General features: G+C 37.0%; 24 protein-coding genes. 13 read left to right on the plus strand and 11 right to left on the minus strand.

Going from position 1 to position 26,758, the window contains the following annotated elements; translation table 11 throughout:
* Positions 1 to 6: 6 nt before the first annotated feature.
* The 4 genes from guaA (at position 7) to ACU1LP_RS13530 (ending at position 4,684) form a co-directional block, all read left to right on the plus strand.
* Positions 7 to 1,542 (plus strand): glutamine-hydrolyzing GMP synthase, encoded by a 1,536-nt coding sequence (guaA, locus tag ACU1LP_RS13515; protein ID WP_445732710.1) that lies wholly within the window; start codon positions 7 to 9, stop codon positions 1,540 to 1,542.
* Positions 1,543 to 1,933: 391 nt separating this feature from the next.
* Positions 1,934 to 3,859, plus strand: coding sequence for a LysM peptidoglycan-binding domain-containing protein (locus ACU1LP_RS13520; protein WP_445732709.1), 1,926 nt, complete (start codon positions 1,934 to 1,936; stop codon positions 3,857 to 3,859).
* Positions 3,860 to 3,909: 50 nt separating this feature from the next.
* Positions 3,910 to 4,449 (plus strand): DUF922 domain-containing protein, encoded by a 540-nt coding sequence (locus tag ACU1LP_RS13525; protein WP_445736502.1) that lies wholly within the window; start codon positions 3,910 to 3,912, stop codon positions 4,447 to 4,449.
* 4 nt (positions 4,450 to 4,453) lie between these two features.
* Entirely contained in the window at positions 4,454 to 4,684 is a 231-nt protein-coding gene (locus ACU1LP_RS13530) for a DUF3820 family protein (protein ID WP_445732707.1), read from the plus strand.
* 161 nt (positions 4,685 to 4,845) lie between these two features.
* On the opposite strand, the gene ACU1LP_RS13535 is transcribed toward ACU1LP_RS13530, so the two are convergent.
* From ACU1LP_RS13535 to ACU1LP_RS13550, 4 genes are all read right to left on the minus strand, one after another.
* Positions 4,846 to 5,978, minus strand: a protein-coding gene (locus ACU1LP_RS13535; protein WP_445736503.1) for an IS630 family transposase whose coding sequence is annotated in 2 segments (ribosomal slippage) — positions 4,846 to 5,555 and positions 5,555 to 5,978 — 1,134 coding nt in all. Because the reading frame shifts where the segments join, the coding sequence is not laid out codon by codon here.
* A gap of 177 nt (positions 5,979 to 6,155) precedes the next feature.
* The gene (locus tag ACU1LP_RS13540; RefSeq protein WP_445736504.1) at positions 6,156 to 6,485 is read right to left on the minus strand and encodes a DUF3800 domain-containing protein; all 330 of its coding nucleotides are present in this window, start codon (positions 6,483 to 6,485) and stop codon (positions 6,156 to 6,158) included.
* A complete protein-coding gene (locus ACU1LP_RS13545) occupies positions 6,455 to 6,886 on the minus strand; it encodes a DUF3800 domain-containing protein (RefSeq protein WP_445732706.1) in 432 nt (143 codons plus the stop codon). Before ACU1LP_RS13545 ends, ACU1LP_RS13540 begins: the two co-directional genes overlap by 31 nt.
* Positions 6,887 to 6,935: 49 nt before the next feature.
* Complete coding sequence (locus ACU1LP_RS13550; protein ID WP_445736505.1) at positions 6,936 to 7,226, minus strand: nucleotidyltransferase family protein; 291 nt, start codon at positions 7,224 to 7,226, stop codon at positions 6,936 to 6,938.
* 171 nt (positions 7,227 to 7,397) lie between these two features.
* Here ACU1LP_RS13550 and ACU1LP_RS13555 point away from each other — a divergent pair, with 171 nt between their 5' ends.
* The 3 genes from ACU1LP_RS13555 to ACU1LP_RS13565 all read left to right on the plus strand — a co-directional run bounded on the left by ACU1LP_RS13555 (position 7,398) and on the right by ACU1LP_RS13565 (position 12,151).
* On the plus strand, positions 7,398 to 9,038 hold the full coding sequence (locus tag ACU1LP_RS13555) for a CTP synthase (protein ID WP_445736506.1): 1,641 nt from the start codon (positions 7,398 to 7,400) through the stop codon (positions 9,036 to 9,038).
* Between the two features lie 103 nt (positions 9,039 to 9,141).
* Positions 9,142 to 11,046, plus strand: coding sequence for a membrane protein insertase YidC (gene yidC, locus ACU1LP_RS13560; protein WP_445736507.1), 1,905 nt, complete (start codon positions 9,142 to 9,144; stop codon positions 11,044 to 11,046).
* A gap of 403 nt (positions 11,047 to 11,449) precedes the next feature.
* A complete protein-coding gene (locus ACU1LP_RS13565) occupies positions 11,450 to 12,151 on the plus strand; it encodes a toxin-antitoxin system YwqK family antitoxin (RefSeq protein ID WP_445736508.1) in 702 nt (233 codons plus the stop codon).
* Between the two features lie 85 nt (positions 12,152 to 12,236).
* Here ACU1LP_RS13565 and ACU1LP_RS13570 read toward each other — a convergent pair whose 3' ends face one another.
* Complete coding sequence (locus tag ACU1LP_RS13570; protein ID WP_445736509.1) at positions 12,237 to 13,196, minus strand: fasciclin domain-containing protein; 960 nt, start codon at positions 13,194 to 13,196, stop codon at positions 12,237 to 12,239.
* Between the two features lie 178 nt (positions 13,197 to 13,374).
* On the opposite strand from ACU1LP_RS13570, the gene mnmA reads away from it, so the two are divergent.
* The 6 genes from mnmA to ACU1LP_RS13600 all read left to right on the plus strand — a co-directional run bounded on the left by mnmA (position 13,375) and on the right by ACU1LP_RS13600 (position 19,786).
* Positions 13,375 to 14,562, plus strand: coding sequence for a tRNA 2-thiouridine(34) synthase MnmA (gene mnmA / locus ACU1LP_RS13575; protein WP_445736510.1), 1,188 nt, complete (start codon positions 13,375 to 13,377; stop codon positions 14,560 to 14,562).
* Between the two features lie 26 nt (positions 14,563 to 14,588).
* The gene (locus tag ACU1LP_RS13580; protein WP_445736511.1) at positions 14,589 to 16,205 is read left to right on the plus strand and encodes a S8 family serine peptidase; all 1,617 of its coding nucleotides are present in this window, start codon (positions 14,589 to 14,591) and stop codon (positions 16,203 to 16,205) included.
* Complete coding sequence (locus tag ACU1LP_RS13585) at positions 16,206 to 17,150, plus strand: NAD(P)H-dependent flavin oxidoreductase (protein ID WP_445736512.1); 945 nt, start codon at positions 16,206 to 16,208, stop codon at positions 17,148 to 17,150.
* 279 nt (positions 17,151 to 17,429) lie between these two features.
* Positions 17,430 to 18,809 (plus strand): MATE family efflux transporter, encoded by a 1,380-nt coding sequence (locus ACU1LP_RS13590; RefSeq protein WP_445736513.1) that lies wholly within the window; start codon positions 17,430 to 17,432, stop codon positions 18,807 to 18,809.
* Positions 18,810 to 18,832: 23 nt separating this feature from the next.
* Entirely contained in the window at positions 18,833 to 19,060 is a 228-nt protein-coding gene (locus ACU1LP_RS13595; RefSeq protein ID WP_445736514.1) for a hypothetical protein, read from the plus strand.
* Between the two features lie 156 nt (positions 19,061 to 19,216).
* Positions 19,217 to 19,786, plus strand: coding sequence for a phosphatase PAP2 family protein (locus ACU1LP_RS13600; protein ID WP_445736515.1), 570 nt, complete (start codon positions 19,217 to 19,219; stop codon positions 19,784 to 19,786).
* Positions 19,787 to 19,790: 4 nt separating this feature from the next.
* Here ACU1LP_RS13600 and ACU1LP_RS13605 read toward each other — a convergent pair whose 3' ends face one another.
* The 6 genes from ACU1LP_RS13605 to ACU1LP_RS13630 all read right to left on the minus strand — a co-directional run bounded on the left by ACU1LP_RS13605 (position 19,791) and on the right by ACU1LP_RS13630 (position 26,571).
* Positions 19,791 to 20,672, minus strand: a complete 882-nt coding sequence (locus ACU1LP_RS13605) for a diacylglycerol/lipid kinase family protein (RefSeq protein WP_445736516.1) — start codon at positions 20,670 to 20,672, stop codon at positions 19,791 to 19,793.
* A 3-nt stretch (positions 20,673 to 20,675) separates the two neighbouring features.
* Positions 20,676 to 22,649: an LTA synthase family protein gene (locus ACU1LP_RS13610; RefSeq protein ID WP_445736517.1), complete on the minus strand. Its 1,974-nt coding sequence runs from the start codon at positions 22,647 to 22,649 to the stop codon at positions 20,676 to 20,678.
* A 93-nt stretch (positions 22,650 to 22,742) separates the two neighbouring features.
* A complete protein-coding gene (locus ACU1LP_RS13615; RefSeq protein ID WP_445732762.1) occupies positions 22,743 to 23,300 on the minus strand; it encodes a DUF2911 domain-containing protein in 558 nt (185 codons plus the stop codon).
* Between the two features lie 114 nt (positions 23,301 to 23,414).
* On the minus strand, positions 23,415 to 24,326 hold the full coding sequence (gene miaA, locus ACU1LP_RS13620; RefSeq protein ID WP_445734744.1) for a tRNA (adenosine(37)-N6)-dimethylallyltransferase MiaA: 912 nt from the start codon (positions 24,324 to 24,326) through the stop codon (positions 23,415 to 23,417).
* Positions 24,319 to 25,170 (minus strand): ion transporter, encoded by an 852-nt coding sequence (locus ACU1LP_RS13625; protein ID WP_445734743.1) that lies wholly within the window; start codon positions 25,168 to 25,170, stop codon positions 24,319 to 24,321. Before ACU1LP_RS13625 ends, miaA begins: the two co-directional genes overlap by 8 nt.
* A 36-nt stretch (positions 25,171 to 25,206) precedes the next feature.
* Complete coding sequence (locus ACU1LP_RS13630; RefSeq protein ID WP_445734745.1) at positions 25,207 to 26,571, minus strand: exonuclease domain-containing protein; 1,365 nt, start codon at positions 26,569 to 26,571, stop codon at positions 25,207 to 25,209.
* Between the last annotated feature and the right edge of the window lie 187 nt (positions 26,572 to 26,758).

Raw genomic sequence — 26,758 nt, forward strand, 5'->3', positions numbered from 1 at the left:
TTGCGCATGCAACATGACAAGGTACTTATTTTAGACTTCGGATCGCAATACACACAACTTATTGCCCGTAGAGTTAGGGAACTCAATATTTATTCCGAAATTCATCCGTTCAACAAAATTCCAACAGACATCCACGAGTATAAAGCGGTTATACTTTCTGGAAGTCCGTTTTCTGTAAGGGGCGAACACGCTTTGCATCCCGATTTAACTGAAATTCGCGGTAAAAAACCACTTTTGGCAGTGTGCTACGGGGCACAATATTTAGCGCATTTTTCTGGAGGAAATGTGGCACCTTCAAATACAAGGGAGTATGGACGTGCCAATTTATCGTTCATTAAAAGCAACGAACCTTTTTTTGCTCATATCCATACCGGAAGCCAGGTTTGGATGAGCCATAGCGATACCATTAAAGAATTACCAACCAATGGGGTGTTGATAGGAAGTACGCATGACGTAACCAATGCAGCCTATAGAATTGATGGTGAGGAAACATACGCCATTCAATTCCATCCAGAAGTTTATCATTCAACTGATGGAAAACAGGTGTTGGAAAACTTTTTGGTAAGTATTGCAGGTCTTCATCAAGACTGGACACCCGATTCTTTTGTTGAAGAAACCGTTGATGCCATAAAAGAAAAAGTAGGGAACGATAAAGTGGTTTTAGGCTTGTCTGGTGGCGTAGATTCTACCGTGGCGGCGGTGTTATTGAATAAAGCCATTGGTAAAAACCTGTATTGTATTTTTGTGAATAACGGTTTGCTGCGTAAAAACGAATTTGAAAGTGTATTAAACCAATACAAGGGCATGGGGCTTAACGTAAAAGGCGTGGATGCTTCCAAACGTTTTTTGGATGCTTTGGCGGGCATTGAAGACCCAGAGTTAAAACGCAAAGCCATTGGCAACTCTTTTATTGAAGTATTTGATGATGAAGCGCACCAGCTTACGGACGTAAAATGGTTGGCTCAAGGGACTATTTATCCAGATGTTATTGAAAGCGTTTCGGCAACTGGCGGACCATCGGCAACCATAAAAAGCCACCACAACGTTGGGGGTTTGCCCGATTTTATGAAACTTAAAATTGTAGAGCCTTTGCGTGCCATTTTTAAGGATGAAGTGAGACGTGTGGGCGCTACTTTGGGCATTGACCCTGAACTATTGGGGCGCCACCCATTTCCAGGTCCCGGATTGGGCATTCGGATTTTGGGCGATATCACTGCCGAAAAAGTACGGATTCTTCAAGAAGTGGATGCTATTTTTATTAATGGTTTAAAAGAATGGGGACTTTATGATAAAGTGTGGCAAGCAGGAGCTATGTTGCTGCCTGTAAACAGTGTTGGCGTTATGGGCGATGAGCGTACTTATGAAAAATGTGTGGCACTTAGGGCGGTGGAGAGTACCGATGGTATGACTGCCGATTGGGTAAATTTACCCTATGCGTTCCTTCAAAAAACATCAAACGATATTATTAATAAAGTAAAAGGCGTCAATAGAGTGGTTTACGACATCAGTTCAAAACCACCGGCAACTATTGAGTGGGAATAGAATTCCTGCGAAAGCAGGAATCTCAAAGAGAATAAGATAGTGCAAACACTTTTTGAAACGGAAAAACCTCTGTGCAACTCCGTGTAAAACTTTGTGCAACTCCGTGTAAAACTTTGTGAAACTCGGTGAAATAACTATGACACAAAATACACAAAGAAGACACAAAAACCACAAAGCAAAAATAAAAAGGTAATGATTAGCTAATGCCCAACACCTTTAATAAATAAGTTTTAGAACAGTAGGAGACAAATCCCTTTTATTTTTTGGCACGCAATATGCTAATACTAAAAAGAAGATTAATAAAAAAACAACCATCTTTAACACAAAATGTAACGTATATAATTACATTAGTGACGTTTTATTATATTTATATCCAGCAGATAACAACAACATGAATAGATTTTTATTAGTATCAATTTTGTTTTTAGTACTTGGTTTCACTTCCGTTAATGCACAAAACTTCAGTACGCATCAAGTTAAAAAAGGTGAAACTATTACAGGCATTGCCAACCAATACGGAGTAACCATTTCCGATATATATGCCTTAAATCCAGATGCGAAAAAAGAATTAAAACCCAATACCATTTTAATCATTCCATTATCAAAAGCAAAAAAGCCAGAGGTTACGATGGTTAAGGAATTAGTGGGATATAAAGACCATAGGACCAGTAAAAGAGAAACGCTTTACAGTATCTCAAAAGAATATGGTATTACCGAGGAAGAATTAAAAAAACACAATACGTTTCTTTATGCCAATACTTTAAACAAGGGCGATAAACTGAAAATACCAGTATATAAAACCATACAGGTAGAAGCCAAATCTGCCACAAAAACCTATATAGTAAAACCTAAGGAAGGGAAGTGGCGCGTAGCATATAAATTTGGCATTACGGTTTCAGAACTGGAAGCGCTCAACCCGGGTATGGGAGACACTTTGCAAGATGGCCAACAAGTGTATGTGCCAAATATTGGTGGTTCGGAAGAAAAAGAGGTGGATGAAAGATACAGCTATTACAAAGTGCTTCCAAAGGAAGGATTTTACCGTTTGAAACTTAAATTAGGACTGGAACAGGACCAATTGGAGGCTTTAAACCCCGATTTAAAAGAAACAGGTTTAAAGGAAGGCATGGTTTTAAAAATACCTTATACCAATAAAATACTGGGCAGTGATGAGGGAGCGGTGGCTAAGGTTAATTTGCAAAGTAGAATGATCAATCCCAATACCAAACACATCGCCATCATGTTGCCGTTTAGGTTGAACCGTGTGAGTTTTGATTCGTTACCAGACACTAAAAAATGTATTAAGAAAGACCCTTATTTAGATGCATCGCTTGATTTTTACTCGGGGGCTTTAATGGCACTCGATTCTTTAAAAACACTGGGTGTTTCGCTTCAAGTGGATGTTTATGATACCAAGTACCAAGTAAGTGAGGTCATTAAAATTCTTAACGAGAACAATTTTAAAAATGTGGATGCTGTTATTGGTCCGTTAACCCCTGAAACGTTTGATAAAGTGGCATCAGGACTTAAAGGCTTGAACGTGCCCGTTGTGTGCCCCATTGGTACTAATTTAACCTTGTACGATAACGTTTTTCAATCTAGATCCTCCGATGATCTATTGAAAGACAAAATCATAAATTTTGTTAAAACCGATTCTTTAAACAAAAACATTGTTATCATTTCAGACACAAAAAACAATGCCGTTGCCAATGATATTAAGCGGGAGTTTAACAATGCTAAAATGGTGTTTTCACGTAAGAACAAAGATGGTAGCGATGTGAACTTTGTTCATGTAGAAGACATACGGGCCACTCTGAAACCAGGTAAAAACTATGTTTTTTTAGAAACCCAAAACGAGGGATTTGCATCCAATGCCACCAGTATTTTGGCTTCTTTAATCCAAAAACCAGAGAACAACCCATCGGCCATAGAGATTATTTTGGTCACCACCAATTTTAATCCAGCTTTTGAAGGCGATCAAGTAAATAACGAGCATCTATCAAAACTTCATTTGCATTTCGCGACATCCTCAAAGTCTTATAATGAAGTGGAAAGCAATTCATTTGTGAAAAATTACACGAAGCAGTACAATACAACACCAAGCAAACGTGCCATTAAAGGCTTTGATTTAACCATGGATGTCGTATTGCGTTTGGTTACTGCCGATGATTTGTATGCATCGGTAAACAAAGCACCGCTTACCGAGTATATTGAAAACAAGTTTGCCTACAAGAAAAAGCTTTTTGGAGGGTACTACAACGACGCCATTTATTTGGTAAAATACGACGATTTGTCCATTGTTGAAGTAAAGCAATAAGATTTATTAATCCACGTTTTACGTCTATAAAACGTTTTTGATATCAATCTGTGATTAAATGTGCCCTAATAGTATGTTGTTTTCTTTTTGTTGCCCAGGATGAACCAGTCATATCTTGGAACGAGTTCTATAAACTTTCGTGGTCCGATTTTAAGGCGACTCCCAATAAATCAGAAAACGCCTCAGCCATTACAGCGTCGGGTATCACTTTTGGGTTTTCTGTAAAGCAGACCGACACGCGGGTTATCGGTTTTACATCAAACGTTCATGCCCATTTTTATCCAGAACAATCGTGGTATAAAGTAAAGGAAGTAGATGCACATGTATTGGGACACGAACAGTTGCATTTTGATATTACCGAATTGTATGCACGCAAATTCAGGCAGCGTATCAGCCAACTTAAAGTGTCTAACACTATTGGTAGTCAATTAAAAAAACTTCACAACACTATAAAAAAGGAGCTTGCTTCCAAGCAAAATACTTATGATGCCGAAACGGATTATTCCCAAATTGCAGAACAACAGGCAAAATGGAAAGCATATATTGTTATTGAACTTGCTAAACTTTCCAAATATAAATCGGTAGATTAGCGGCATGCTTCCAGATAAAAAATTCCTGATAGATTTAGCACATACCAAAATGCCTTTTGGTAAGTATAAAGACCGCTATTTAATAGATTTACCCGAGTATTACGTGGTTTGGTATAACCAAAAAGGTTTCCCCAAAGGAAAATTAGGCGACATGCTAAAGCAGGTTTACGAGCTAAAATTAAATGGGTTGGAAGATTTGATTAGGAATATCAGGAGGCAGTATCCTAAGGGGTAGTTTTTTTTTGAGGGTGTTCGTTTTACAGTTTGTACATAAAAAGTAGGATGTTATAAGCGCATAGTTATTCGACTAAAATAGTGTTATAAAAAATATCATTCAAATTGAATTTAACACATCTTTAGATGTTTTTCACATCCTGTGTTAGGTCTAGTGTTATGTTAATAATCAATTGACGGATAAAGTCTTTTTAGTTTTATCCTTGAGTCTTTAGTTGTGAACTGCCAGTTGATCTTACCTTCCTTTTTGTTTCTGCTGTCCTGCCACGCATTTATCTCTCTTTTTATTTCATCCATTGTGGAGATGTGCCTGTTAAGGCATTGCCCGTTGAGCACGTGCAGTTCTATCTCTGCCATGTTCAACCAGCTCCCATGTTTGGGCGTGAACACAAATTCAAACCTGTCCCATAACCTTTTGGCTTCTTCCGGCTCGAAGGTCTCATAAAGGGCGGAAGCCGTGTGCGTGCTGAAGTTGTCCATCACAAGTGTTATTTTGTCTGCTTCCGGATATTGCTCGTCCGCCAACTTTTTGATGAATTTCGCCCAGTCTTTTTTTGCTTTGTACTCCGTTACCTCTACCATTCGTTTGCCCTTCAACGGTTCGTTCGCCATGAATATATTGACCATGCCGTGCCTTACGTACTCATAATCAACCCGGGCTTCTTGCCCCGGTCTCATTGGAACGGAAAGCTGGCCCGCCGAGATCAACTGTTTCGGGGACTCGTCCATGCAGACCACCGGGTTATTTACATCATAGGGCCTTTTGTAAACATCCAGCACCCGCTCCATGTTCGCGACGAACTCTCCGTTGCTTTTTGGCGGAATCACCCAGCCCTTTACTTTCCAAGGCTTAAGTTCGTTTTTTTTAAAACCTCCCCAACGGAGACATGGGAGATGCTCGGCACATATCCCAGCTCGACCATCCTGTCGGCCAACAACCTCAAGGACCATTTCGCAAAGCCCGGGGGCGGCTCGCTGCAACATAGCTGTACCAGTTTCGCCTCCACATCGCCATCTATTTTCTTTTCATAGACCCGAGTGGTTGGGCGGCGTTCGAGCACCGCCTCGAAACCTTCTTCCACGAACTTTTTCTTCACTCGGTCTATGGTGCGCATGCCCACCTTCAGGACTTTGCTGATCTGTTCGTTGGTTACCTTTTCAGAATGATCACCTTCATCGCAGTTCAATAGAATGTAGGCGGCACGGAACTTCTGTGTGGTATGCGAGCCTTTGTTGATTATTGCCATCAACCCGTTTACTTCTTCTTGACTTAATTTAATAGTGTACCGTATCATTGTTTTTATTCAAAGATACTAAATTTAATTTAATACGTCATAATATACCTAACTCAACACTAGTTACTTATTTTCACTACTTTTGTGTCATAAAACAACTGAAACGTTGTTAACAATATTAGGATTGGGGTGTCCCCGGTCGGCATAAAAGGTTGGGTTTTCCCAGCCTTTTTGTTTTTAAGGAAATTTCTTAAGTCCGTAAACTCTTCCGTTTCTTGTGCAAGAATTATGTTTGAATTTTTCAAATGATAAATTTATTCCTTGTGGATTTAATATACTTCTTGCAATTGGATAAGCAATTAAATCAGAGAGTTGAAGTCCGTTAATGTTTTCATTTTTCCAACTAAATTTGGATTTGAAACCGTAATTTTTAATTCTTTCTGAATCAACATAATATGTTCCAATTTGTCTAATTTTTTGTATGTGTTCTGCTAGCTTTATGTCCTCCTTTTTTCCTCTTCTTTCAATAATTATTTCTAATTCGTTACAATTACCAAGGTTGTCCAAGCAAAAAACTGTCTTTCAAGAATAAAAGAAAGAGATATTTCATACACATCATTTTCTAATTTTCCATATTTTTTTATAAATTCAGTTTTATTTATTGATGCCGCAATAATATCATATTGATGTTTTTCTACTAAATTATTTATTGCTTCATAGAACTTGTTTTTAGTCTCTAAATCAAAAAGTATTTGGAATTCATTGTTGCATTTTCGGATATCTCTTGAATGAAATATTACATTCATATTATTCCAAAATTCAGTTTTTATTTGATTAATTTCATTTCTGATTAACTTATAATTTTCTTCTGAAATCAGAATACCGCATAAAAGAAAAATTGGAAAAACTTTATCGATTGTTTTTAATCCGTGGTCACCACTTTCATCAAGAAACAAATAATATTTCAAATTGATAATTTTCTGTAAGTATTAAGAATAAAGTCTCTTTTAATTGGGCTCATAAATACTTCACACTATTTAAAATAGTTTTTTTCAATTGTTCTTTAAGCGCTTTATCTGATACCAAATCGATCTTTAATTTTAACTCGTTTTCTAAAAGTTCATGAAGATCGAAAAATTCCCATCCCAAAGGTTTTCTAAAGGATACCAAAATATCGATATCGGAGTCTGTTCTCTGTTCGTTTTGCGAAAAAGAACCAAAATACCCAATTTTATCAACAAAATATTTTTGTGACAGAATAGGTTTGAGTTCTTTAATTTTGTTCTCTATTTCTATACTTGATACCATATTTCAAATTTAATAAATTTTGAATTGATTTGAGCATCTTTATTTTATAACCAAAACACCCCAGTTTTCTAACCCAAAACCATTGTTAACAACTCCCTTTTAAATATCTAAAAAACAATCCCAAAATAACTATTTAAATGTTGTAAATTTGCCTGCGTTTATAAGCGCAACATGACAACTACAGCAAAATACATTTTTGTAACCGGTGGGGTTACATCATCACTAGGAAAGGGCATTATTGCGGCATCGCTTGCTAAATTACTTCAGGCCCAAGGGTATCGGGTAACCATTCAAAAATTAGATCCATACATTAACGTAGATCCAGGAACGTTGAATCCATACGAACATGGCGAGTGCTATGTAACCGAAGATGGCGCTGAAACCGACTTGGATCTAGGTCATTACGAGCGTTTCTTAAACGTTCCCACAAGTCAAGCCAATAACGTTACCACGGGCAGAATTTACCAAAGTGTGATACAAAAAGAGCGTCGTGGCGAGTTTTTGGGCAAAACGGTGCAAGTGGTTCCACATATTACCGATGAGATAAAGGAACGTGTCCAAATATTAGGGAAATCGGGCGATTACGATATTGTCATTACCGAAATTGGAGGCACTGTGGGCGATATAGAATCGTTGCCATATATTGAAGCGGTGCGTCAATTACGTTGGGATTTAGGCGAGAATAACGGTATTGTTATCCATTTAACTTTAGTGCCTTATCTATCTGCTGCGGGCGAATTAAAAACAAAGCCCACCCAGCACAGTGTAAAAACTTTAATGGAAAGCGGGGTGCAAGCAGACATTTTGGTGTGTAGAACGGAACACGATCTACCTTATGATTTACGCCGAAAACTGGCCTTGTTTTGCAATGTTCGTGAAGAAGCCGTTATTCAATCTATTGATGCATCAACCATTTACGATGTGCCTAACATGATGTTGGAAGAAGGTTTGGATAAAGTCGTGTTGAAAAAATTAGGACTTAATAGTTCGACCCCGGACATTACAAGGTGGAACGAATTTTTAAAGCGCCATAAAAATCCAAAATCTGAAATTACCATTGGGTTGATTGGTAAATATGTAGAGTTGCAAGATTCCTATAAATCCATTTTGGAAGCCTTTATTCATGCAGGTGCGGAAAATGAGGTAAAAGTAAATGTAGAATCGGTACATTCAGAATATTTGAGCACGGATAACATCAAATTAAAATTAGCACATTTGGATGGTGTTTTAGTGGCACCCGGCTTTGGGGAGCGCGGTATTGAAGGCAAAATTGACGCGGTAAAATATGTACGCGAAAACAATGTGCCATTTTTTGGTATCTGTTTGGGCATGCAAATGGCGGTAATTGAATTTTCCAGGAATGTATTGGGTATTCCTGATGCCGATTCTACCGAAATGAATCCTAAAACCAAAAATCCTGTTATCGATTTAATGCAAGACCAAAAAACCATTACCGATAAAGGTGGAACGATGCGTTTGGGGGCTTGGGACTGCGATTTAAAATTAGGAAGTGGGGTTCGTGATATTTATAAAACCGAAAGCATTAAAGAGCGTCACAGACACCGTTACGAATTTAATGGTAAATACAAAGCCCAAATGGAAGCTGCCGGTATGGTAGCAACAGGCTTGAACCCAGAGACTGGTTTGGTTGAAATTATAGAAATACCAACGCATCCGTGGTTTATTGGCGTGCAATACCACCCAGAATATAAGAGTACGGTTGCCAACCCACACCCCTTGTTTGTGGCATTTGTAAAGGCAGCTTTAAATTTCAAAAAAAAGAAAACAAGTGTCAAGATGGCACAAAATTAAAATTGGATAGCTTTTTGGCTATAAAGAATAACTTGACAAAAGACCTGACAGGTTTTAATCCCGATAGATATCGGGGCTGTCAAGTCTAAAACTTAGAGAATACATGGAAGAAAAAAAATTGGACATTAATTCGATTATAGGTTTTGTGCTTATTTTTGGAATATTAATGTATATGCTTTGGCAAAATCAACCCACGCCAGAAGAATTGAAAGCTAAAGAAAAAGCGAAGCAAGAACAGGTTGAAAAAGAGAGCAAAACCAAAGCGCAAGAACAAATTAAAGTTACCACAGCGGATGATTTTGCTGCCGGTTCTGTTGCCGATTCACTTCAATTGGTAAATTTAAAGAATAAACTAGGTGCTTTTGCTTATTCTGCGGCCAACGCCTCAAAAGAAGAAACCCTGGTGGAAAGCGATTTGCTGGCTTTAAAATTCAACAATAAGGGGGGGTATCTTTCAGAAGTAAAACTTAAAAAATACACCGATTTTAAAGATAGGCCCATATATATCATTAAAGATAACAATGCGTCTTTTAATATAAATTTTGCAACTACCGACAGCCGAATTTTAAATACCAAGGATTTATATTTTGAACCCACGGTAACCAAAAACGGGAACAACACCATAGTTTCAATGAAACTAAAAGTATCGGACACTCAGTTTTTGGAATACCGATACGAATTGAAAGATGGGGACTATATGATGGGTTTTTCCATTCGTTCGCAAGGGTTGAAAGATGTTATCAACAGTTCACAACCTATTGATTTGGATTGGAACTTAAAAACTTATCGCAATGCTAAGAGTATTTCTTATGAAAACAGATATACCGAGTTGGTTTTTGAATACGAAGGAGGAAAAGACGACTATTTAGGGCAACGTAAATTGGCAGAAGATACTGGCGAAGATGTTACTTATGTGGCCTTTAAACAACACTTTTTTACATCTATCTTATTGGCAGACGCGCCTTTTAAAATAGGGGCTTTTCAGTCTGAAAACTTAGTGCAGAACGAAGATATTGATACGGTTTACACCAAAGCGTTTTCCGCAAAATTGCCTTTGGAACTTGCCGGTGGAGAAATCAATAAATCGATGGATTGGTATTATGGTCCAAGTGATTATAAAATATTGAATAAATACGATAGGAATTTAGATGAAATTGTGCCATTGGGTTGGGGTATTTTTGGGTGGATAAACAGATATCTTTTTATTCCGCTATTTGCTTTTTTAGGCACGTTTTTACCTTACGGAATTGCCATCATCGTCATGACTATTTTGATCAAGTTATTGATGTCGTTCGTGCAGTACAAGCAGTTTTTGTCGCAAGCGAAAATGAAAATTCTAAAACCGGAGTTGGATGCCATCCGCGCAAAGCATAAAGACAATAAAATGAAAGCGCAGCAAGAAACATTGGCACTACAAAACAAAGCAGGCGCTAGCCCCATGGCAGGTTGTTTGCCAGCATTGGTGCAGCTGCCCGTGTTTTATGCCTTGTTTCAGTTTTTCCCATCGGCGTTCGATTTACGTCAAAAAAGTTTTCTTTGGGTAAAGGATTTGTCATCGTATGATACCATTTATCATTTTCCTCCAGGATGGAAAATTCCGTTTTATGGCGACCATGTGAGTTTGTTTCCTATATTGGCTTCCATTGCCATTTTCTTCTATATGCGTTTAACCACGGGCGATCAAATGGCATCGCAACCAACGCAAGAAGGGATGCCGGATATGTCTAAAATGATGAAGTACATGATGTACTTTTCCCCCATCCTGATGTTGTTTTTCTTTAATAATTACGCTTCTGGGTTGAGTTTGTATTACTTTATTTCAAACTTAATCAGTATAGGAATCATTTTGGTGATCAAAAATTATATTCTTGATGAAGATAAAATCCATGCCCAAATTCAAGAGAATAAAAAGAAGCCTAAAAAGGAAAACCGATTCCAAAAGAAAATGGCAGAAATGATGGAGCAGGCAGAACAACAAAAGCAATTGCAACAAAAAAAGAAAAAATAATTTATAAGCTGCCTTAACTGGCAGCTTTTTTATTGCAAAGGCTTTTATAAAAAGTCAAGGGGCTTCGTGAAACTTCGTGTAATATTTTGTGCATCTTTGTGTATAGCTGTTGCACCGAGTTACACAAAAAAAAAACACAGCGCTGCACAAAGCAAAAAAACCAGACTAATTAAGTTTATTATTAAAAGTTATATAAAACCGTTTTATTTAAACATGTTACTCTGGGTATTTTTGTTACACACAATTTGAAACCCATAGTTTCGTTAATAGGGTATTCAGAAATTAAAAGAAATCATTGTTAAAATCATTTTCTATGAAACTTCCATAACGAACTCTCGATACCCAAGCGAATGATTATATGGAAGAACCATGTGACCGATAAAAAAACAATAAATATAAACACATGAAAACAACGTACACCATCTTATTTTTATTTATTGCCATATTAGTTTCTTCACAAGAAATCAATCAATTGGATACAAACGGAAAGAACCATGGCATCTGGAAAAAAAATTTTGATGGCACCAATGTTTTAAGGTACGAAGGTGAGTTTCTGCATGGAAAAGAAATGGGTGTTTTTAAATTCTATAAGAACATCAAGAAAAAAGCGGTACTGACGGCTACCAAAGAATTCAACGAAGCCAATAATAAGGCGTACGTAAAGTTTTTTGCTTCCACAGGAAAAATTATAAGCGAAGGCCAGATGGATGGCAAGAAATATATTGGCGCATGGAAATACTATCAGAAAACCAACGATAAGCTACTCACTTTGGAGCATTATAATGATGCGGGCGTTTTGAATGGTGAACGTTTAGTGTATTATCCTAACGGACAAATAGCTGAAAAACAGTTCTATAAAAACGGAAAGTTGGATGGGGCTTCTGTAGTATATTCAGATAAAAATGTGGTGTTAAGCGATGTTATCTATGTGAATGGTGAATTGCACGGCCCTTCAAAATATTACACTCCAAAAGGTGAATTGGTTGCGGAAGGGTCGTATAAAAATGGAAAAAAAGACGGCGTTTGGAAGTACTATGAAAACGGAAAACTTACTGAAGAAAAAGATTTTACCTATGTACCTAAATACATAAAAAAAACTCCTTAATTGCTTAAGGAGCCTTCTTTTTCATAGACAATCTTTAGGGATAAAGCTATCAATCACTGCCTATAAAAAACAACTAAACAAAAAATCAATTCTCTGTATTGGGGATAGCCACTTTGTTTATGGCATGCATTACTCCATTTCCGGCTTGAATGTTTACAGCAATTATTCCAATATTTGAGTTTCCTGAACCGTCAGTCATATTCGCAATATTTCCTCCCGTTCCCGGTAATGTAATCATTAAATTGTCACCTTCTAAACTTGGTGCGGTAGTTGTACCGTTTGGTGTTAAACCTCCCGATTGTATATTGCCTTCTACCACATGATGTAACAGAACTTTGGTCAATACGGGTTCTGCAGGAGGCGTACCTAAAGCAGTAAATGCAGCATTTGTAGGCGCAAAAACCGTATAGGCTTTTGAAGTATTTGATAATATGGTTACAAAATCCGTTGCAGGTGTTAAGGTCGTTAAAGCACTTACCAAGGTTGAAAAATTAGGGTCAGCGGTTGCAAAAGTCACCACTGTTGGGATGCCAATAACCGCGTCTACCACATGGATGATACCGTTGGTTGCTTCAATATTTGGAGTTACTACGTTCGATACGCCGTTTAATTTAACGCCATCAGTAGTATTTACGAACATACTAAGGTTCAAATTGGTAGCAGCATAAGTTGCCAACGTGTTTTTATACCCCGTAGTTAAACTTGCGGCAGGTAATTCTTCGGCTATAACGTGGTTTAACAACACTTGTGTCAACACATTTACTGGAACATCGTTAAGCGTTGCAAAGTTATTCGCTGTCAAAAATGCGCTAAATGCAGCATTGGTTGGGGCAAAAACGGTGTAAGTTCCTGGTGCATCTAAAGTTGCTACCAAATTGGCACGTTGTAAAGCAGCCACCAAATTACTTAAATCTGGCGTAGCTGCTGCTATTTCAGAAATGGTTTCTGGGGTCATGGTGTTGTTGTCATCGTCTTTGCATGATGTTATTAACGCCAATCCTACGAAAAGGAATACTAATTTGTTTAATAAGTTTGAAGTTTTCATATATAAAAAGTTTTTTTGTTTAACAAATATATATAATTATTAAACAAAATACGTTGTAAAATGTTTAAAGTTTTGTTAAAATAATTAAACAATATTTTTTGAGAAGTATGTTAACATTCCTTAAATCCCTGATTAAGGTGGTTATAAATTTATATCTTTGCATTCAAAATTGATGGAAATGAAACGAGTTGTTATAGGCCTTTCAGGTGGTGTGGACTCTAGCGTTGCAGCTTATTTATTAAAGCAGCAAGGGTATGAGGTTATTGGCTTGTTTATGAAAAACTGGCATGACGATTCGGTAACTATTTCCAACGAATGCCCTTGGTTGGATGATAGCAATGATGCCATGTTGGTCGCAGAAAAATTGGGGATCCCATTTCAAACGGTGGATTTAAGCGAACAATATAAAGAGCGCATTGTAGATTATATGTTCCATGAATATGAAAAAGGCAGAACACCAAACCCCGATGTGCTTTGTAACAGGGAGATTAAGTTTGATGTATTTATGGATATGGCATTGGAATTGGGCGCTGATTATGTAGCAACGGGTCATTATTGCAGAAAGGGCACCATCCAAAAAGATGGAAAAAACATCTATCAATTATTGATGGGTGTTGATGATAATAAAGACCAATCCTATTTTTTATGCCAATTATCGCAAGAACAATTGGCTAAATCGTTGTTCCCAATTGGGGAGTTGACCAAACCGCAAGTGCGTGAAATAGCTATGCAACAAGATTTGGTTACTGCCCAAAAGAAAGATTCGCAAGGACTTTGTTTTATAGGGAAAGTGAAGTTGCCCGATTTTCTTCAACAGCAACTAAAACCTAAAGAAGGGGTGATAGTTGAAATTCCAAAAGAACAAGAAATTTTTAGTGAAACCCAAAAAGAATTCATTTCAGAAGAAGACAAGCTAAAATATTTATCGCGTAAAATTGATTATCATGTTAATGACGGAAAAATAGTCGGAAAGCATCAAGGCGCTCATTATTTTACAAAAGGGCAGCGTAAAGGATTGGCTGTGGGTGGTACTTTAGAGCCTTTGTTCGTTATTGATACCGATGTTGAAGAAAATGTGATTTATACAGGTCAAGGTAAAGAACATCCGGGTTTATTTAAAAAAGCTTTGTTTGTTACTAACGAAGAATTGCATTGGGTTCGGGAAGATTTAGCTCTTAAATTGGACGAAACCATGTCCGTGATGGCTAGAATAAGATACCGCCAACCACTTCAAAAAGCCATTTTGCACAAAGTGGATAGTGGTTTGTACGTAGAATTTGAGGCATTTCAATCTGCAATTACCGAAGGGCAATTTGTAGCATGGTACTTAAACGACGAATTAGTTGGTTCGGGAGTAATTTCTTAAATTGCAAGTACTTAAATCGTTTCCCAATGAAAAAATGCCTACTGTTATTTATAGTGCTGTATTGTCAGTCAAACCTATTTGCACAACAAGATGCGTGGGTGTATTTAACTGATAAACAGAATGTGGCTTCTTCCATTTCAAATCCTATTTCAATACTAACCCAAAAAGCCATCAACAGGAAAAACGCACATGGAGTTATTATTGATTCACGCGATGTTCCTGTGAACGAAGCTTACATCACACAACTTAAAAATACGGTCGGAATTACGGTTAAGGCAAAATCAAAATGGTTTAATGCGGTGCATGTGCGAGGTAGTGAAACCGATATCAAAAATTTAAAGACCACGTTTCCTTTTATAAATCGTATAGATTTTGCAGATAAAAGTTTAAATACTTCAAAAAAAGTTCAAGAAAAAAAGCAATCTAAGTTCACGAATGCCCTAGTCAATTTTAATTATGGAAGTGCAGCTAACCAAATTAAAATGTTTAAGGGCGAAAAATTGCATTTGGCAAACTATACCGGTACAGGCATGACAGTTGCTGTTTTGGATGCAGGTTTTCCGAAGGTAAATACTATGGCTGCCTTTCAGCGATTGCGCAATGCAGGAAATTTAAAAGGGGGTTATAATTTTGTAAACAGAAATAGCGAGGTATCTGTAAATACTACAAGTAGTCACGGAACGTTGGTGCTAAGTACCATGGCTGGTTATGTTGAGAATCAATATGTGGGTACGGCTCCTGATGCTTCTTATTATTTATTTATAACGGAAGATGACCTCAATGAGAATCCTGTTGAGGAAAGTTATTGGGTTGAAGCTGCCGAACGTGCCGATAGTTTAGGGGTTGATGTGATAAACACGTCTTTGGGCTATACTACTTATGATAATCCTAAATATAGCTACACCAATGCCGATATGAATGGCAATACCGCTTTTATTACCAAAGGCACCAACATCGCTTTTGAAAAAGGGATGTTATTGGTAAATTCTGCTGGAAATTCAGGTAATGATGGTTGGGTTATTGTTGGAGCTCCTGCCGATGCTGCGGGTGTTTTAAGTATTGGAGCGGTAAAATCAGATGGTACGTATGCGTCTTTTAGTTCGCTAGGAAGCAATATACAACCAACCCAAAAACCAGACGTGGTGGCGCAAGGTGAGGCAAGTTTTGTTATCACCGAAAACGATATTATTACAACCGCCAATGGCACCAGCTTTAGTTCGCCTATTATGGCTGGAGGTGTGGTTTGTTTGTGGCAAGCCTTACCCTCTTTAAATAATGAACAAATCATGCAATTGGTTCGCAAATCGGCTTCACAATTTAATACGCCGGATTACTTTTTGGGCTATGGGATTCCTAATTTAGAAACGGCCCTTAATAATGGTTTGGATTTGGTTGAATTATTGGAAAATGATCTTGGACTTAAAATATATCCAAATCCAGCATCTAGTGATATCTTTTTTATCTTAGGTTCCCAAAATGCTATTGAACTGTATGTTTTTGATGTTCTTGGCAAGCTGGTTATCCAAACAATGGTAACAAATTCAACACCAAGTATCCATATAGCATCGCTTTCCAACGGGATGTATATCGTTAAAATCCAATCTTCCAATCAATTAAAAACCATTAAACTCATCAAACAATAAATGTCCAATAATAGGATTACACAATTATTCAACATTAAATACCCCATGGTACAAGCAGGAATGGTTTGGAACAGTGGTTGGCGATTAGCTTCGGCAGCTAGCAATTCGGGAATTTTGGGTTTAATTGGCGCGGGCTCCATGTATCCAGAAGTTCTGCGTAAACACATTCAAAAATGTAAAAAAGCAACGGATAAACCCTTTGGGGTCAATGTGCCCATGCTATATCCAAACCTTCAGGAAATTATGGATATTATTGTTGAAGAAGGCGTTAAGATTGTATTCACTTCCGCAGGCGATCCAAAAACGTGGACACATTGGTTAAAAGAACGCGGTATTACCGTGGTGCATGTGGTTAGCAGCGTAAAGTTTGCCTTAAAAGCGCAAGAAGCTGGCGTTGATGCGGTGGTTGCCGAAGGATTTGAGGCGGGAGGCCATAATGGGCGTGATGAAACCACCACCTTAACGCTTATTCCTATGGTAAAGGAACAGATTCATATTCCGCTGATAGCAGCTGGAGGAATCGCTACGGGAAAAGCGATGTTGGCAACCATGATTTTAGGGGCCGATGGCGTGCAATTGGGCAGTCGGTTTGTTGCCAGCGAGGAAAGTTCGGCACACGATGCTTTTAAGCAATTAGTTGTTAATGCGAAAGAAGGCGACACCCAATTAACACTTAAAGAGTTGGCACCGGTTCGCTTGATAAAAAATAAATTCTACAACGACCTTCAAGAACTTTATAAAAAAGCACCAAGTGCTGAGGAACTTAAAACACTGTTAGGGAGGGCACGGGCAAAAAAAGGCATGTTTGAAGGCAATTTGGAGGAAGGCGAACTGGAAATAGGACAAATAGCAGGTTTGATTCATGATATAAAACCTGTGTCAAAAATTGTCGAGGATATGATGCAGGAATTTGAAGAAGCGAAAAGAACACTTAATCATTTATAACGCGCATCTACTAAAAATCAATTATCATAGGAATAAAAAGAAGGAGGAAATTATTTCCTCCTTAATATTGAAACTATTAGCTTAAAAATTTTAAATCCCTATAAAATGAAAGCTAAATGTTTCTATGTTGTGTAGATTTTAAAGGCACACAAATTTACGCTAAAAAAACATCCAATTTTAAGAAAGCTATCTTAAATTATTAACAAATGTTAATAGCTAAGGGTCAAAAAGAGTTTTTTTAAATTCGTTTATACTAAACCTAAATCTTACTTTTGCGCGATGCAATTAAAAGATTATACCAAAGAGTTTAAATATAATTGGCAATTGGCAGCTCCAGTCATGTTGGGCATGTTGGGGCATACGTTTGTAGGCTTTGTCGATAATATTATGGTTGGGCAATTGGGGACCGCCGAACTTGCTGCCGTGTCGTTGGGCAATAGTTTTATGTTTATTGCCATGTCTTTGGGTATCGGTTTTTCAACCGCCATAACACCTTTGATTGCAGAAGCGGATGCTGAAAATAACTTTGAAAGAGGCAAATCCACTTACAAACATGGGCTTTTTTTATGTACCGTTTTGGGAGTATTGCTTTTTCTACTGGTATTTTTTGCTAAACCATTGATGTATTTAATGAAGCAACCCATAGAAGTGGTTGAGCTGGCCATTCCGTATTTGGATTTGGTAGCCATTTCATTAATTCCTTTAATTATATTTCAAGGGTTTAAGCAGTTTAGCGACGGATTGTCCATGACGCGATACCCCATGTATGCAACCGTTGTAGCAAATATTATTAACGTTGTTTTTAACTATTTACTAATATTTGGAAAATTTGGTTTCCCGGAATTGGGCATTGTTGGAGCAGCTTACGGAACCCTCATTTCAAGAGTGATTATGGTATGGTACATGTGGTTTTTGCTTAAAAGAAATGAAAAATCAAAAGCGTTTGTAACCAACATCAAGTTTTTTGTTTTGGATACTTTGATGCTTAAAAGAATCCTGAATTTGGGCTCGCCCAGTGCCATGCAAATGTTTTTTGAGGTCGGTATTTTTACGGCTGCCATTTGGTTGAGTGGATTGTTAGGCAAGAATCCGCAAGCGGCCAATCAAATAGCACTGAATTTAAGTTCGATGACGTTTATGGTAGCCATTGGGTTAAGCGTAACAGCTATGATTAGGGTTGGCAATCAAAAGGGCTTAAAAAATTATGTGGAGCTGCGCCGTATTGCCTTTTCAATATTTTTACTGGGCATTATTTTAGCATTGTGTTTTGCCATTATCTTTTTTGCATTTCATAACCAATTACCAAAGCTGTATGTGGATTTTGATGATGCCAAGAATTTAATGGATAATACCGAAGTGGTCGGTATTGCATCCAAGTTATTGATTGCAGCCGCCATTTTTCAGATAAGCGATAGTATGCAAGTGGTTGTTTTAGGTGCCTTGAGAGGTTTGCAAGATGTGAAAATACCAACCATTATCACATTTATTTCGTATTGGCTCATTGGGTTTCCCGTAAGTTGGTTTTTTGGGAAAGAAGATGTTTATGGAAGTTTTGGCATTTGGTTAGGGTTGCTTGCTGGTTTAACAACAGCCGCAGTTTTATTATATATTAGGTTTAATTATCTAACAAAAAAGTTAATTTTGTCCAATAACCAATAACCAATAACCAATAACCAATAACAATGGCACTACCAAAATTTATCCTCGGCGACAATACCGAATTTCCCAATGCTATTTATGTGATCCATACGGAGTTTCCTAGATTTATTATCAATCTTGAAGATGATGACCTGGAATGGTTTGAAGATTTTGACGATGAAGATGAAAAGGAATTGGTAGCGGAAACTGAAAATATGATCAAGCTTGCTACCGAGTTTTATGATAATGAAATATTGAAATATGAAGAGTAGCTGCGTTAAGGATTACTCATCGATATTAATTTTATATTAATGAAATCGTGAATGCGTTGCATTTGAAGCGGCATCTTTTTTGCTATTAAAAGCAAAAAAAAAAATATAGCGTAGAGCCTGATTTGAGGTACGAGAGTAACGCCCAATAAAATTGAAATGATAGAACATCTTTTAGAATACGACACCCAGTTATTTTTATTTCTGAACAATTTAGGCTCGCCAACCTGGGATAATTTTTGGTTGGCAGTAACGCACGAAATTACTTTTGTGCCACTTTATGCTATTTTGTTGTTTTTGCTATATAGGAAGTTTGGAATTAAGGCTTTATTGGTCATTATGGTGTTAACGGCTTTAATGATTGCTTTTACAGATCAAATGGCGAATGCTTTTAAGCGTTTTTTTGAAAGGCCACGACCTTGTGGCGAAGCTGCCTTGATAGACCACATGCGCTTTATTGCGGTGCGTTGTGGCAAGTATGGTTTCTTTTCGGGGCATTCGTCCAACTCCATGACAGCAGCTGTTTTTGTGGGCCTATTGTTGCGCCCTTATTATAAAAACTTGCTACTTATTTTAGTGCTTTGGAGCGCCATGGTGGGATATAGCAGAATTTATGTGGGCGTACATTATCCGATAGATGTAATTTTCGGATTGATTTTTGGTGCGATATCGGGTGTTGTTTTTTATAAATTTGCCCAATATCTTATAGGAAGATTTGTTGCCAATTAACGTTTTAAGCGATAACGTTTAAAGCTTTTTCCAACACGGTAATTTCGATGGTTCTGCTTTTTATCATTTTGAATTCCCCATCAATTTGTATTTGAAACAACGGCCTGTTTTTTTGGGTTATTTTAATGTTCTCGGTTTGGTAGGTGCTCACTTCCTTTAATATATGATGACGTTTCAAGGCCATGAGCAGCATGAATACAATAATTTTTATAACGCTAAGTTTCGATACAATCAAAATATCCAACATACCATCTTCCAACGACGCTTTTGGTGTTAAACTTACCTTATAACCAAGTTCGTTTGAGTTTGAAATAAAAATTAAAAAAGGCCTGTGGTTTATAATGTGCCCCTTTAATTTAGTTTCAACGTCAATTAATTTATCAGATTTTTTTAACGATTTTAAAGCGGCCTTAATATAGCTGGTAAGGGTCCTTCCATGGGATGCTTCGTAATTTTTTATAACCTGTGCATCAAATCCAATTCCTGTATTGCTAAAAAAATAGTCTTTGTTTAACAGCCCAACGTCTATTTGTTTGGTGAGTTGCAGTTTAATTAGTTGTAATGCTTTATCAATGTTTTTTGGAATATTTAAATGGGACGCTAAACCGTTTCCGGAACCAAGGGGGATAATGCCCAGTGTAACGGACGTATGTACCAAACAGGATGCCACCTCGTTAATGGTGCCATCGCCACCACACGCTACAATAATAGCGGCTCTTTCACTTATGGATTCTTGGGTAAGTTTAATGGCATGTTTTTTATAGTCTGCGGTTTTTATAACGATGTTATAAAGATTCGTATCAAAGTATGCTTCCAGAAGATCTAGGCCGATGTTGTTGTTACCTTTTCCGGCAATGGGATTTACAATGAAATGAATATGAGTCAATAGCTATTTTTTTATTTTAAGACCCTTATTGCGATACAGATAATCTGCTGCCTGATAATAAGAAATGGTCTTGTTTAAAAACGTAGCATTTTCCGGTATCTCTTTCAAGCTGTTATCTGTTCTCTCCCATTTATAGAAATCTGATTTATGTTGGTCGCTTAGTACCATTAAGGAGTCTGATTTCAATAAGCCCAATTTTCGGTAATTTCCAATAAAGGCACGCTCATCTTCAGGTTTCATATCTAAAATATTTTTACCAAATAAGTTGGTGGTATAATCCCAGTTCAACAAATCGAAAATGGTTGGGAATACATCTATTTGCGAGCAAAACTGATGCACCTTTTCGGGCTTGATTCCAGCATTGAAAATTAAGGCGGGTATATGGTAATTTTCCACATCAAGCGCCCACCTGCCAGCACTACTGGCACAATGGTCTGCCATAATTACAAATAAAGTATTGTTGTACCATGGTTTTGTTTTGGCTTGTTTTAAAAAGTTTGCGATGGCATAATCGGTGTATTTAATACCGCCTTCTCTACTGGTCCCAGATGGAATATCAATTTTTCCTTTAGGGTAGGTATAGGGGCGGTGGTTGGAAGTGGTCATTATAAAATTAAAAAAAGGGGTTCCTGTAAGTTGTGCTTTATCCGCTTCTTTTATGACCTTATTGTAAATATCTTCATCACAAACACCCCAAGCATTTTCAAAGGTAACCTCATCATCATCAATATTGGTGCGTTTTGTTTTTATGCTGGTATCCAACAAGAAACCTCTTCCTCTATCAACAATATTAAACCCATTACCTCCAAAATAAGTGTTCATATTATCAAAATAACCGTCTCCACCATAAAAAAAGTTTCTTTCATAACCCTGTTCCCTAAAAACCTCTCCAATAGTGAATAAGCCGCCATTGTTCTCCCGTTTTACAATACTGCGTCCGGGGGTGGGAGGAATGGACAGGGTTATGGCCTCCATGCCTCTTACGGTTCTGGTGCCAGTGGCATAAATGTTGGTAAAAAACAAACTTTCGTTGGCCAAAGAATCCAAAGTAGGGGTAATGTTTAGATCACTGCCAAAAGAGTTTAAAAACCGACTGCTTAAGCTTTCAACACATATAAGGATGATATTGGGGCGCTGAGGAAGTTTTAAGCTGTCAGAATTTTTTACGGTTCTTAAAATTGATTTTTCTTTTGGATTAACAAATGTCACTTTTGGCGATTTATAGTCTTTTTTTAAAATACTGAAAACCTGTTCTTCACTCAAGGTTTTATAAAAATCGGTATAGGAAAGTTCGTTGTTTCTAAAAGCCGCAAAAAATGAATAAATGCCTGTTTTCGCAATTTCATTGTTGTATCTGTTTTCAAATTGCTCTGCTTTTTCATTATTTACAAATGCTGCAAATATGAAGGCAATACCTATTATTAAAGCAGCAGGTAAAAGTTTTTCTTTAAAGGTTGTTTGGTTTTTAAAGGTGTAATGAAACGCTTTAGCTTTGTGCGTAATGAATATTAAAATAAAAAGAACCGTTAAAATGGCTCCAAGCAACCATGGTATTGGGTAAGATTCATTAATGTTTTTAACAACTTCATAAGTATAAATTAAATAATCTACCGCTATAAAATTAAAACGACGGTGAAATTCCATCCAAAAGGTAATTTCGGCAAAAAACGAAAATAAAAATATGAGAAGCCCAAGAGCGAATGCTACATGGGTAACCACACGGTCGAAAATGGTGCCGTAAAGTTTTTTCGGGATGACCACTAAATAAATAATATATGGTATTGCAAAAAAAGAGACCGTACCAATATCAAAAAACAACCCTATAGCAAAAGTACTGATCAATGTAAAAAGGGAGTTGTCGGTTTCATAAATGCTTTTATATAAAAAAATGCATCTTAATAGAAAAGAAAGTGAAACAAAAATAAGAATGAACGCTTTAAGTAGTTTAAAACGATTTGGAAAAATTCTATTCCACATATAAAATTGGTTTTTAAATAAGTTAAAAAAAATGTTTAAACGCAGGTTGTTTAAATTGAAGCTGAATAGAAAAGTGTTTTTTTAACAGAAATCTTATCTATTAAGCGGCACCGCAATCTTTACATGGTCCCAAGCCATGGTAAGTGCCAAACTATCTGTAGAATTATCAAAAGCTATGGTAAACTGCTCTACGGGAGCATGCAGTTTTTTTACAGGGACTTCAATATCCACCACATCGTAATTGGGATCCCACATGGGTTTCATTTCAGAATTAACCCCCCAGGAATACTGTTTTGAGTTAAAGATAACGGTCCACATGGTATCTCTTGGTACGGTCCACAACGTGTATTTTCCAGCAGGTAATGAAGTACCATTAACAGCAAGCGGTTGGTTGGTTTCAAAAGTGGTTGCTTCATTGGCACCCGTTCTCCAAACCTCATTGAAAGGCACTAAAGCTCCAAAAATTTCCCTTCCTTTTTTGTAGGGACGGTTGTAAAACACTTTCATTTTTAAATCATTGAGTTTAAATTCAACAGTGTCCTTGGGGCTTAATCGTTTTTCAAATATATTTTCAACAAAAATGGAATATAAAAATAAGCTTAATGCTATGATGCTTAAAAGTATTAAAATGCGTTTTAAAAAAGTGTTCATGAATAAAAAATTTATTTGGTTATAAAGATACTTTAAAAAGTAACAATTATTAAAGTGCAAACGTACAATTCTTTAGTTTTGTTTTATTAGGTAAAAAAAATATTTTTTATGGTATTAATTGATATTTATTTGGGCTTCACAAGCTTCAATAATAATTTCAGCATGCGTTGAATAATCAAACCACAAAGTATCTTCATTTTTTTTAAACCACGTCAGTTGTCTTTTTGCAAAGCGTCTGGAATTTTTTTTAATTTCTGAAATGGCAAAATCAAGCGTCCATATACCTTCTAAATAATTAAACAGTTCTTTATAACCAACTGTATTTAAGGCATTCAAATCTTTAAAAGTGAATAGGTTTTTAACTTCATCCAACAAGCCTTGTTGCATCATCATATCAACTCTTTGGTTGATGCGATGGTATATGGTTTCCCTTTCGGCAGTTAAACCTATTGAAATGGTTTTAAAGTTGCGGTGTATGTTTTTCTTATTTAAAAATGACGAATACGGTTGGCCCGTTCCCATACAAATTTCCAAAGCACGTATAACGCGATGCGGATTATCAATGGCAATAGTGTTATAAGCTACTGCATCCAATTCTTTAAGTTGGTTTTGAAGAAAGGGGAGTCCGTTTGTTTCTAATTGGGTATTTAAAGTTTGTCGGATATCGGCATCTACTTCGGGAAAATCGTCCAAGCCATATATTACGGCATCCACATACAATCCGGAACCACCAACCATGATGACAACATCGTGTATTTTAAAAAGGTTTTCCAAACAGTAAAGGGCATCTTTTTCAAAAGCACCGACACTATAATGGTCGTGAATGGATTTATGATGGATAAAGTGGTGTTTGGCAGCAGCCAATTCCTCTTTGGAAGGCGCTGCGGTACCAATGCTCATTTCCTTAAAAAACTGTCTGGAGTCCGCCGAAATTATTTCTGTTTTAAAATAATTGGCCAGCATAATGCTTAAAGCTGTTTTACCGATGGCGGTAGGCCCAATTATGGAAACAAGGTATTTAGGCATTGTGTAAGTGGTGTCCACATTTATAGCAAAATTCGGCGTTATCCTTATGTTTTGAAGCAGAACAATTTGGACACGATTGTGTATTTAGATGAACGATGTCCTTTTTTGCGGGTGTTCCGGGTTTGTTTTGGGCCGTATATTCTGCCGATACAATGCCGGTTGGTACGGCGATGATGCCGTAACCCAAAATCATGATAACTGCTGCAATGAATTGACCAATGGGAGTAACGGGGGCAATGTCTCCAAAACCAACCGTAGTAAGGGTTACAATACACCAATATACACTAATGGGAATGCTTGTAAAACCACTTGGTTCCCCTTCTATTAAATACATAAGTGTCCCAAAAATTATGGATAGAATGAGCACTGCAAATAAAAACACCAAAATTTTGGCACGACTAGCCTTTAGGGCAGACAATAACATATTGGAAGCCCCTAAATAACGGGCTAGTTTCAATATCCTGAAAATACGCAATAAACGAAGTGCGCGCAAGGCAGCAAGCGCATGTATGCCACCCAATAAAAGCGAAATATATTTTGGGATGGTGGACAGCAAATCGATAATGCCGTAAAAACTAAAAATATAACGGATGGGTTTTTTAACGCTAATAATGCGAGCAATGTATTCCAAACTGAATAAAATGGTTATGATCCATTCTGAAATATTAAGAATATTATGGTATTTGGCATCAATACTTTTTATGCTCTCTAACATAACCAGAACGATACTGGCTATAATGGTAATTAATAAAACAACATCAAACAATTTTCCAGCCGGGGTGTCTGCCTCATAAATAATGTCATGAAGTTTTGTTTTCCAGTTGGTGATTTGTTGTTTTTGCATACTTTCAAAAGTACTAAAAATTAAGCTTTATAATTTTTAATTAAAAGTGATCACTTTAACCCGTTTATTTCTTCTTATATGACTTTGAATAATATGTTGGGTATCTCTATTGTTTTGCATGGGGGTTATAATTGATTCCAATACCTCGAGATTATTGATTTGATAGTTTAAATTAAAAAAGCCCAGGCCTTTAAAAACCCCATTTTCTATTAAAATGGCACTGCGTTCATCAATAGCGCGTCCTTGGTCGATAATAACCATGTTTTTATTGGAATAGCTATACTTTTCTATAAGGGTTTCTACGCGTTTATTGTAAGTGTCGATAGCTTCTTTTTCAATGCAAGCACCATCGCAGGTTTTAATGTCGTAATTAAAACAACTGGTTTTTGTTTTGTACAATCCCGTTAATTTTTGGCATAACCTGTAATCCTCAACAGCTTTTGTAATAAAACTTTTCCCGCTTTGTCTGTTGCTAAACGTAGTTATGGGTTTTTTACGTCCGTCTGCCACATCAATTTTTAAATTTATATAGTTGTTGGCGTCAATAAAACTATACAGAGCGTGTGTAAATGTGGTGCGCCTAAGCGCACGGTTAAAAACAGGTTTTATACGTTTTATTTCTTCGCTTTCCTTTAAAAGCGCTACCAATTCGCTGCCGGTTTCTTCATAAGTTACGGCCGTAACTTGTGCCTGTATTTTTTTTGATTTATGATTGGTACTTGTGAAGTGCTGATTGATGCGCTGTTTGATGTTTTTGCTTTTTCCAATATAAATGATATCGCCATCAGCTTTGTGGATGTAGTAAACGCCAGTTACCGAGGGTAGGTCGGCAATAATATCCAGATGCCTGGGTTCCAATTGAAGTTTTGGATTGAGCCTGATAGATTGTTGGATGATGCTTTTGCCAGTATCTTTGTCCAATAGCATTTGGAACAATTTCACGGTTGCCAAAGCATCACCAGAAGCACGATGTCTGTCGGCAACAGGAATACCAAGCGAGCGTACCAATTTCCCTAAACTGTAAGATTCTTGTCCCGGAATTAAATCCTTGGCAAGTTCGACCGTACAAAGCGATGGACGAACAAATTCAAACCCCAAACGACCGAATTCTGTACATAAAATCCGGTAATCAAATTGAGCATTGTGGGCCACTAAAATACAATCTTCGGTAATTTCAACAATGCGTTTGGCCACCTCATAAAATTTTGGGGCGTTGCGCAACATGTTATTATTGATTCCGGTAAGGTTTACCACAAAGGGCTGAATATCCCGCTCTGGGTTTATAAGACTGATAAACTGATCGACCACTTTATGGCCATCATATTTATAAACAGCAATTTCGGTTATACCTTCTTCATTATACTTGCCACCAGTGGTTTCTATGTCTAATATTGCGTAAATGAGATTATGAGTTTATGAGGTGATAAGTTTATGAGTTTATTGTTTATAAGTTTAGTAATAAAACAGGTAAATTATGAAAAACCCAATTCCAAAAATTTTATTTTTCTTAATTCTTAATTCTTAATTCTTAATTCTTAATTCTTAATTCTTAATTCTTAATTCTTAATTCTTAATTCTTAATTCTTAA

Source organism: Mariniflexile sp. (genome assembly GCF_052728615.1).

What these genes read in the sequence shown, in the direction of transcription:
- guaA (WP_445732710.1), top strand. Translation starts at nt 7, where the DNA reads ATGCAACATGACAAGGTACTTATTTTAGACTTCGGATCGCAATACACA.
- ACU1LP_RS13520 (WP_445732709.1), top strand. Translation starts at nt 1,934, where the DNA reads ATGAATAGATTTTTATTAGTATCAATTTTGTTTTTAGTACTTGGTTTC.
- ACU1LP_RS13530 (WP_445732707.1), top strand. Translation starts at nt 4,454, where the DNA reads ATGCTTCCAGATAAAAAATTCCTGATAGATTTAGCACATACCAAAATG.
- ACU1LP_RS13550 (WP_445736505.1), bottom strand. Translation starts at nt 7,226, where the DNA reads ATGGTATCAAGTATAGAAATAGAGAACAAAATTAAAGAACTCAAACCT.
- ACU1LP_RS13555 (WP_445736506.1), top strand. Translation starts at nt 7,398, where the DNA reads ATGACAACTACAGCAAAATACATTTTTGTAACCGGTGGGGTTACATCA.
- yidC (WP_445736507.1), top strand. Translation starts at nt 9,142, where the DNA reads ATGGAAGAAAAAAAATTGGACATTAATTCGATTATAGGTTTTGTGCTT.
- ACU1LP_RS13565 (WP_445736508.1), top strand. Translation starts at nt 11,450, where the DNA reads ATGAAAACAACGTACACCATCTTATTTTTATTTATTGCCATATTAGTT.
- ACU1LP_RS13570 (WP_445736509.1), bottom strand. Translation starts at nt 13,196, where the DNA reads ATGAAAACTTCAAACTTATTAAACAAATTAGTATTCCTTTTCGTAGGA.
- mnmA (WP_445736510.1), top strand. Translation starts at nt 13,375, where the DNA reads ATGAAACGAGTTGTTATAGGCCTTTCAGGTGGTGTGGACTCTAGCGTT.
- ACU1LP_RS13580 (WP_445736511.1), top strand. Translation starts at nt 14,589, where the DNA reads ATGAAAAAATGCCTACTGTTATTTATAGTGCTGTATTGTCAGTCAAAC.
- ACU1LP_RS13585 (WP_445736512.1), top strand. Translation starts at nt 16,206, where the DNA reads ATGTCCAATAATAGGATTACACAATTATTCAACATTAAATACCCCATG.
- ACU1LP_RS13590 (WP_445736513.1), top strand. Translation starts at nt 17,430, where the DNA reads ATGCAATTAAAAGATTATACCAAAGAGTTTAAATATAATTGGCAATTG.
- ACU1LP_RS13595 (WP_445736514.1), top strand. Translation starts at nt 18,833, where the DNA reads ATGGCACTACCAAAATTTATCCTCGGCGACAATACCGAATTTCCCAAT.
- ACU1LP_RS13600 (WP_445736515.1), top strand. Translation starts at nt 19,217, where the DNA reads ATGATAGAACATCTTTTAGAATACGACACCCAGTTATTTTTATTTCTG.
- ACU1LP_RS13610 (WP_445736517.1), bottom strand. Translation starts at nt 22,649, where the DNA reads ATGTGGAATAGAATTTTTCCAAATCGTTTTAAACTACTTAAAGCGTTC.
- ACU1LP_RS13615 (WP_445732762.1), bottom strand. Translation starts at nt 23,300, where the DNA reads ATGAACACTTTTTTAAAACGCATTTTAATACTTTTAAGCATCATAGCA.
- miaA (WP_445734744.1), bottom strand. Translation starts at nt 24,326, where the DNA reads ATGCCTAAATACCTTGTTTCCATAATTGGGCCTACCGCCATCGGTAAA.
- ACU1LP_RS13625 (WP_445734743.1), bottom strand. Translation starts at nt 25,170, where the DNA reads ATGCAAAAACAACAAATCACCAACTGGAAAACAAAACTTCATGACATT.